The organism is Pseudomonas edaphica (assembly GCF_005863185.1).
GTDB lineage: Bacteria > Pseudomonadota > Gammaproteobacteria > Pseudomonadales > Pseudomonadaceae > Aquipseudomonas > Aquipseudomonas edaphica.
Window position 1 is genome coordinate 1 of sequence record NZ_VBVZ01000392.1, and the last position, 5,886, is coordinate 5,886.

Below are 5,886 nucleotides of genomic sequence, written 5' to 3' on the forward strand. Positions count from 1 at the left end.
GATTTGGGCAACTGCATCACCCCCACCGACGTGCGCGTGTGCACACCGGCAGCGCCGAGGATTTCGTGGAACAGGTCCGACGCGGCGTTGGCCACTTCACTTTGCTGATCAAAGTCTTCTGCGCTGCGCACATACACGGTGATACGCACGAGGGTCTTGACCTGATCCAGCGAACCCAGCGCTTGCTTGAGCAACCCCAGGCAACGCAACGCGCTGATACTGGCGGCGATTTGCGCCTGGGCCAGGGTCAGGCTTTCACCGACCTTGCCCGGCAGCATGAGGGTGTCACCGACACGCGGAATCTGGCCGCTGATGTACAGTTGGTTGCCATCGCGCACCAACGGCGTGTAGTTGCCGCCGATTTTGAATTCCTCCAGCAGGTAGCCGATGCGTTCCTGGGCAGCCTGGTATTTTTCGTCGCGTGTCATGGGCGTGCGTCCTCGTTGCGGCGTTGCCACTCATCCACCACATCGCCCAAGGTTTTGGGCATGTCGTTGCGAATCCAGGCCATGAACGGCCGGTCGAACTTGAACGTCGGGCCGCAGTGTTCGAGCATGAAACGGCGAACGTTCTGGGTATTTTTGTAGTGTGGGGTCACGGGAGTTGCGCGGGTGATGGCGTCGCTGTGCCAGTCAAAATCCATGTTGTCTCTCGGGCGGCTTGTTATTTGCGCAGTAGCATAGCGACCGGCTTGTTGGGCTGGAAGCGACAAGGCGTGCCGCCCGCACTTATTTGATGTGTTGGGACGTCGTACAATAACTGGAATTCTTTATAACGCCATCAAGCCTAACCTTTTCAAGATATTTCAAAATTTCACTTTCCTTCTTCCTCAAAAATATTGCATGGTTGTACGACGACTTAAGTTGTCGTGTTCACCCCAACAACAATAAGGAAACACCCATGCCAAACGTCAAAGTGCTGATCGGTTTTCTGTGCCTGTTCACCGGCTACGTCGCAGCTGCGCCTGCCCCGGCCGAAAAGGATGTGGCTCACGCGGTCGACCAACTGACCCAAGCCATGCTGCACCTGGACCTCAAGGCGCTGCACGCGCTGACGTCCGACAAGCTCACCTATGGCCACTCCAGCGGCAAGGTGCAGAACAAAGCGCAATTTATCGCTGACCTGGAAACCCACACCAGCGCGTTCAAAACCCTCGAAATGCAAAACCAGACCATCACCCTGGACGGCGACACCGCGCTGGTGCGCAACCACTTTCACGCCCTGGCCGTGAACAGCGGCGTCGAAGTGCCGACCGATATCGACAACTTCCAGGTCTGGCAGAAGCAAAAAGGCAAATGGCTGCTGATCGGGCGTCAGGCTTACAAATACTGACGCCAAGCGGTGCGGCTCACCACCGCACCGCTTCCCGGACCTTCAGCAGCGCCTCACCCAGCGCGGCCATGCTCACCGAACCCAGCGCCAGGCGCAGCGCGTGCGGCACCGTGGCCGAGACCGCAAACGGCTCGGCGGTGGACACGGAAATCTGCTCGCGCTGCAAGGCCATGGCCACCTGATCGGCCCGCGCCTCGTCCCCCAGCGGCAACCACAAAAAATACGAAGACGGATGGCTGATGTAAGGCACGCCTTTGAGCACCTGCGCAGCCAAGGCTTGGCGTGCACGTGCGTCCTGGCGCTTTTGTGCTTCGAGCTGCGCGACGGTGCCGTCCTCGATCCAGCCCACCGCAATCGCGCTCATCACACCGGGCACGTTCCAGGTGGTGGCCATGATCGTGCGCTCCAGTTTTTTCACCCACTCCAACGGCGCGGCGATAAACCCGACGCGCAAACCCGTGGCAACGCTTTTGGATAACCCGCCCACGTACACCGTGCACTCAGGCGCCAATGTGGCCAGCGGCGGTGGCGCGTCTTCTGCCAGAAACGCATAGGCCGCGTCCTCAAGGAGCATCAGATGGTGCTCACGCGCGATGGCAATCAGTTGCACGCGTTGCGCAAGGCTCATCACCCACCCCAACGGGTTATGCAGGGTTGGAATACTGTACACCGCACGCACCGGGCGCCTGCGGCACAGCGCGTGCAGGAACGCCAGATCCGGGCCGCTGGCGGTCACCGGAATGGCGACGATTTCCAGGTGCAGGGTTTCGGCCAACACCTTGAAGCCTGAATAGGTCAGCGCATCCACGGCAATTACATCCCCAGGCTTGAGCAACGCCATCATCGTCACCGCCAGGCCGTGCTGGGCGCCGCTGACCATCAGCACCTGCTCCGCCTCAACCGCCAGGCCTCGGCTCAATAGATGCCGTGCCACGGCAGCGCGCTCATGCAGGCGACCGGCATGGGGCTGGTAACGCAGCAGCGCTTCCAGGTCGCCCGACAGCGCCAATTGGCGCAGAGCGGTGCGCAGCAGGTCTGCCTGACCGGGCAGCGAGGGGTAATTGAAATTCAGGTCGAGCATGCCGGTGGCCACATTCATCTGCCCACTGCCCTGCCCCGGCGGCAACGCGATTTCCCGCACAAAGGTGCCGCGCCCGGTTTCGCCGCTGACCAGGCCCATGGCTTCAAGCTCGGTGTACACCCGGCTCGCGGTGACCAACGCCAGGCCATGTTCAGCCGCCAATTGCCGGTGCGTGGGCAGGCGTGTGCCGGGCGCCAGTGCGCCGCTGCGGATGTCTTGGGCAAAGGTGTCGACCAGCGACTTGTAGCGGGCGCGCGGCATAGGCGATGTATCCATGACAATTTTTTGATTGTCTTAATCCTGGCCCCTAGGATGGTGTTTACGCAACCACCTAGTTCGAGCCCTCACCATGGAACGCACCGCAAGCCTCACTGCACCGGATACCAGCGCCCAAGGCTGGATCAACGGCTTTATCGGCGTCGTCATCTTCAGCGGCTCCTTGCCAGCCACGCGCCTGGCGGTGATGGAGTTCAACCCGGTGTTTCTGACCATGATCCGCGCCGCCATTGCCGCCGTGCTCGGCGTGCTGTTGTTGTGGTTGTTCAGGGAAAAACGCCCTGCACGCCACCAATGGGGGCCGCTGGTGATCGTCGCCCTGGGTGTGGTGATCGGTTTTCCACTGCTCACGGCACTGGCGCTGCAATACGTGACCTCGGCGCACTCCATCGTGTTCATTGGCCTGCTGCCGCTGGCCACTGCAGTGTTTGGTGTACTGCGTGGCGGCGAGCGGCCGCGCCCGGTGTTCTGGGTGTTTTCGATTCTCGGCAGCCTGCTGGTGATGGGCTACGCCGTTGCCCAAGGCTTGAGCGCCGCGCCGGCCGGTGACCTGCTGATGCTGTTGGCCGTATTGGTGTGCGGCCTGGGATACGCCGAAGGCGCCACGTTGTCGCGCAGCCTGGGCGGCTGGCAGGTGATCTGCTGGGCGCTGGTGGTGTCGTTGCCGGTGGTGGCGCCGTTGAGCGTGATGCTGGCGCCGGCAACCCTCACGGGCATCAGCCTGCCGGCGTGGCTGAGCCTGGGCTATGTGTCGCTGTTCAGCATGCTGATCGGCTTTGTGTTCTGGTATCGCGGCCTGGCCCAGGGGGGCATCGCTGCGGTCGGCCAGTTGCAGTTGCTGCAACCGTTTTTCGGCCTGGCGCTGGCGGCGAGCCTGCTGCATGAGCAGGTCAGCCTGGGCATGGTGCTGGTGACGGTTGCGGTGATCGGCTGTGTGGCCGGGGCCAAGAAGTTTGCCCGTTAGCGCTGCGGCGCAACCATCTTGAATTTGATGTTGATGTCATTGGACACCACGCTGTTGCCCGCCCATTCACCCTCACCAATCTTGAAGTCGCTGCGCTTGAGGATGAACGCCCCGTCAAACACGCCGATGCCGCTTTGCTCCTTGAGCTGCACCTCAATATCCACCGGCCGCGTGACGCCCCTGATCGTCAGGTTACCGGTGATCTTGTAGCGGTTATCGCCCAGCGCCGTGGCGCCATTGGACTCATACACGCCCACAGGATAGGTCGCGGTGTCGAACCACGCCGGTTGCTGCAATTGGGTATTGGCGTCCTGGCTGCCGGCGTCGATGCTGGCGAGCTGGATCTTGAGCAACGCATGCGCCGCCTCAGGCTTTTGCGTGTCGAAGGTCAGAGTGCCTTCAAAGTCACTGAAGGTGCCATACACCCGCTGCCCGAATTGCTGGAAGGTAAAACTGATCTGGCTGGCGGTGCGGTTGACGTCTTTGTATTCCACGGCCTGCGCGTTGCCGAGAAACACACCAAGGAGCACCGCCAGGCTTACAAACAGGGGTATTCGACACTTCATGCAACACTCCGAAAGATAAATGAACAGATGTGCTGAGCTAACACGCCATGCCATGGTTTTATTCCCTTTCGCAGCGTGCCCTGCTAAACAGAGTAGTCGCCAAAAGAAACAATAAGGACTTTGCATGCACACCCCTTCCCTGCAGGACATCACCGCGCCCGAAGGCATCTGCTACGGCTGCGGCGGCAGCAACCCCCATGGCCTGCACATCAAAAGCCGCTGGGATGCCGATGGTATCCATGTGATCGCCGAGCACCTGCCCGAAGCCCACTACAGCGGCTGGCCGGACCTGGTCTACGGCGGCCTGATCGCCATGCTTGTCGACTGCCACTCCAACTGGACGGCCATGGCCTACCACTACCGCAACGAGCAACGCGAGCCCGGCAGCCTGCCGCGTATCGACTGCGTGACCGGTAACCTGGGGATCAAATTCATCAAGCCCACGCCCATGGGCGTCACGCTGACCCTGCGCGCACGGGTTGAAGGCGACGTGGGGCGTAAAAGCCGCGTGGTCTGCGAGGTGTACGCCGGTGACGTGCTCACCGCCCTCGGCGACTCGGTGTTCGTGCGCGTCGACACCGGGCAACTGGCCGCCGCCGCCCATGGCCGCGACAGTTGATCCTGGTCTACAGTGATGACCACCGCTAATCGAGGACTGCTCCGATGACTCGTCTCACCGCGAAAGACTTTGCCCCCGAACTGCTGGAACTCTACGACGGCTACGCCCACGGCAAGCTCAACCGCCGCGAATTTCTCGACCGCGCCGCGCTGTTCACCTTCGGCGGCCTCACCGCCTCGGCCCTGCTGGCAGCCCTGAGCCCCAACTACGCGCTGGCCGAACAAGTCAAATTCACTGACCCAGACATCGTCGCCGACTACATCACCTACCCCTCGCCCAAAGGCAACGGCACCGTACGCGGCTACCTCGTTCGCCCGGCCAAGGCCAGCGGCAAACTGCCCGCCGTGGTGGTGGTGCACGAAAACCGAGGCCTTAACCCCTACATCGAAGACGTCGCCCGGCGCCTGGCCAAAGCCGGCTTCATCGCCCTGGCACCCGACGGCCTCACCTCGGTGGGCGGCTACCCCGGCAACGATGAAAAAGGCGTGGAACTGCAACAAAAAGTCGACCCCACCAAACTCATGAACGACTTCTTCGCCGCCATCGAATGGCTGATGCACCACGACAGCAGCACCGGCAAAGTCGGGATCACGGGCTTCTGCTACGGCGGCGGCGTGACCAATGCGGCGGCGGTGGCTTATCCAGAACTCGGCGCAGCGGTGTCGTTTTACGGCAGGCAGCCAGAAGCGAAGGACGTGCCACGCATCAAGGCGCCGATCATGCTGCACTATGGCGAGTTGGACACGCGAATCAACGAGGGTTGGCCGGCGTATGAACAGGCGTTGAAGGCCGCAGGCACGACCTATGAGGCGTTTATTTATAAGGGCGCCAATCATGGCTTTCATAATGATTCGACGCCGAGATATGACGAGGCAGCGGCGAATCTGGCGTGGGAGCGCACGTTGGGCTGGTTCCGCAAATACCTGGTCTGAACACGTTCAGAACTGTGGCAGCTAACTTCTTGTGGCGAGCGGGCTTGCCCCGCGTTGGGGCGCGAAGCGGCCCTGACACCTCACGACGCGATACATCTGGAAAACCGCTGTCTCTT

At 61.6% G+C, this 5,886-nt stretch carries 8 protein-coding genes; 4 read left to right on the forward strand and 4 right to left on the reverse strand.

Annotation, left to right across the window (positions count from 1 at the left end; genetic code table 11):
• Together FEM54_RS22275 and FEM54_RS22280 are read right to left on the reverse strand one after the other, a co-directional pair.
• A partial coding sequence (locus FEM54_RS22275) for a RidA family protein (RefSeq protein WP_138453053.1) occupies positions 1–428 on the reverse strand: 428 nt, incomplete at its 3' end.
• Entirely contained in the window at positions 425–643 is a 219-nt protein-coding gene (locus FEM54_RS22280; protein ID WP_017138970.1) for a DUF6434 domain-containing protein, read from the reverse strand. The genes FEM54_RS22280 and FEM54_RS22275, both read right to left, overlap by 4 nt.
• A 257-nt stretch (positions 644–900) precedes the next feature.
• Between FEM54_RS22280 and FEM54_RS22285 the strand changes: the two genes are divergently transcribed.
• A complete protein-coding gene (locus tag FEM54_RS22285) occupies positions 901–1,332 on the forward strand; it encodes a nuclear transport factor 2 family protein (RefSeq protein ID WP_138453055.1) in 432 nt (143 codons plus the stop codon).
• A 16-nt stretch (positions 1,333–1,348) separates the two neighbouring features.
• Here the strand turns inward: FEM54_RS22285 and FEM54_RS22290 are convergent, their stop codons facing one another.
• Positions 1,349–2,674, reverse strand: coding sequence for an aminotransferase-like domain-containing protein (locus tag FEM54_RS22290; RefSeq protein ID WP_138453057.1), 1,326 nt, complete (start codon positions 2,672–2,674; stop codon positions 1,349–1,351).
• 88 nt (positions 2,675–2,762) lie between these two features.
• Here FEM54_RS22290 and FEM54_RS22295 point away from each other — a divergent pair, with 88 nt between their 5' ends.
• Positions 2,763–3,653 carry a DMT family transporter gene (locus FEM54_RS22295; protein ID WP_138453059.1) on the forward strand — a complete coding sequence of 297 codons (891 nt, stop codon included), beginning with the start codon at positions 2,763–2,765 and terminating at the stop codon, positions 3,651–3,653.
• On the opposite strand, the gene FEM54_RS22300 is transcribed toward FEM54_RS22295, so the two are convergent.
• Positions 3,650–4,219 carry a YceI family protein gene (locus tag FEM54_RS22300; RefSeq protein WP_138453061.1) on the reverse strand — a complete coding sequence of 190 codons (570 nt, stop codon included), beginning with the start codon at positions 4,217–4,219 and terminating at the stop codon, positions 3,650–3,652. The genes FEM54_RS22295 and FEM54_RS22300 overlap by 4 nt on opposite strands.
• A gap of 124 nt (positions 4,220–4,343) precedes the next feature.
• On the opposite strand from FEM54_RS22300, the gene FEM54_RS22305 reads away from it, so the two are divergent.
• Both FEM54_RS22305 and yghX read left to right on the forward strand, forming a co-directional pair.
• Positions 4,344–4,838 carry a PaaI family thioesterase gene (locus FEM54_RS22305; protein WP_138453063.1) on the forward strand — a complete coding sequence of 165 codons (495 nt, stop codon included), beginning with the start codon at positions 4,344–4,346 and terminating at the stop codon, positions 4,836–4,838.
• A gap of 44 nt (positions 4,839–4,882) precedes the next feature.
• Positions 4,883–5,770, forward strand: coding sequence for a YghX family hydrolase (gene yghX / locus FEM54_RS22310; protein WP_017138976.1), 888 nt, complete (start codon positions 4,883–4,885; stop codon positions 5,768–5,770).
• Positions 5,771–5,886: the final 116 nt, after the last annotated feature.